This window comes from Streptomyces fulvoviolaceus, from assembly GCF_000718165.1.
GTDB classification, from domain to species: Bacteria; Actinomycetota; Actinomycetes; order Streptomycetales; family Streptomycetaceae; genus Streptomyces; species Streptomyces fulvoviolaceus.
The window spans coordinates 1-202 of the sequence record NZ_JOEY01000256.1; the positions used below are offsets into that span (position 1 = coordinate 1).

Here is a 202-nt window from a genome sequence, read left to right on the forward strand (position 1 = left end):
GTTCTGCTGACCCCGAAGGGACTGTGACATGGATTTCGATCTGCCGGAGGAGACCCGGGCTCTGCAGGACATGGTCCGTGAGTTCGCGGCGAAGGAGATCGCTCCGAACGCGGCTGAGTGGTCGGAGACGGAGACCTTCCCGACCCACGTTTTCACCAAGCTCGGTGAGCTGGGGCTGATGGGCATGCTGGTGCCCGAGGAG

At 63.4% G+C, this 202-nt stretch carries 1 protein-coding gene; it reads left to right on the plus strand.

What is annotated here, in order from left to right:
• Positions 1–28: 28 nt before the first annotated feature.
• Positions 29–202 (plus strand): acyl-CoA dehydrogenase family protein (locus tag IG08_RS58695; protein ID WP_199821153.1); only part of this gene is annotated, 174 nt, incomplete at its 3' end.